The organism is Campylobacter sp. B0100352/1 (assembly GCF_020135855.1).
Lineage (GTDB): Bacteria > Campylobacterota > Campylobacteria > Campylobacterales > Campylobacteraceae > Campylobacter_D > Campylobacter_D taeniopygiae.
Genome location: NZ_JACHTP010000082.1, coordinates 1 through 801, shown reverse-complemented (window position 1 = coordinate 801; position 801 = coordinate 1). Strand labels below are relative to the sequence as shown.

General features: G+C 24.5%; 1 pseudogene. It reads left to right on the top strand.

Annotated elements, in window-relative coordinates:
- Positions 1 to 72: 72 nt before the first annotated feature.
- A pseudogene (locus H2279_RS08615) lies at positions 73 to 801 on the top strand (DUF2972 domain-containing protein); the annotation flags it as partial.

The following is an 801-nucleotide window of genomic DNA, read 5'->3' as shown; positions in this document are numbered from 1 at the left end:
TATTTTTTAGGCCAAATTTTTATATAATATCTTTTTTATAAATTGTTATATCTAAGTTTAAGGACTCTCACCATGCAAAATCCCAATTCAGCCACAGAAAGAATCAAAAACCATTTAGCTTATAAACTCGGTCAAGCTATGATCGAATATAATAAAAATGGGGGGGGGTATTTAGCCTTATTTAAAAAACTTTACAATATTAAAAAACAACATAAAAAAGAAAAATTAATCTATCAAGAAACCATCAAAGTTTTTCCTACTCTTAAATATCCTGAATTAAAACAATGTCCTGATTATAATGAAGCTTTAAAATGTTATTTCCATTTATCCTATATGCTAGGTGAAGCTTTAATGAAGTCTGATCAAACTTGGTATAAAGGTGGTACATTTAAATTATATTCTTATATTAAAAAAGCCAATAAAGAATTTAACATATTTCAAGAATTTTTTAAAGAATTTGATCAAATCAATTCTAATATTCTTGAAGGTTTATTAAATAACAAACAATTGTTTTTACAAAAGTTTGGTAGAATAAAAAATCTATTAAACACTCATAAAGACTATACCCCTATTATAGACAATATCTTTCATAACTTTGATTATTTTATAAAAAATTTTAATCTTATAGAAGAATGGTTATTATCTAATAATTTTAATGAAAAATACAAAAAAGAAAACCATCCTTATCCATCTTTACTTGATCCTAAAAAACTTAATGATGAAAATGAAGAAATAAACTATAAAACCGTACCTGCTGAACTTGCATGGGAAATGAATTTACCTTTACCGGATAATTATGAG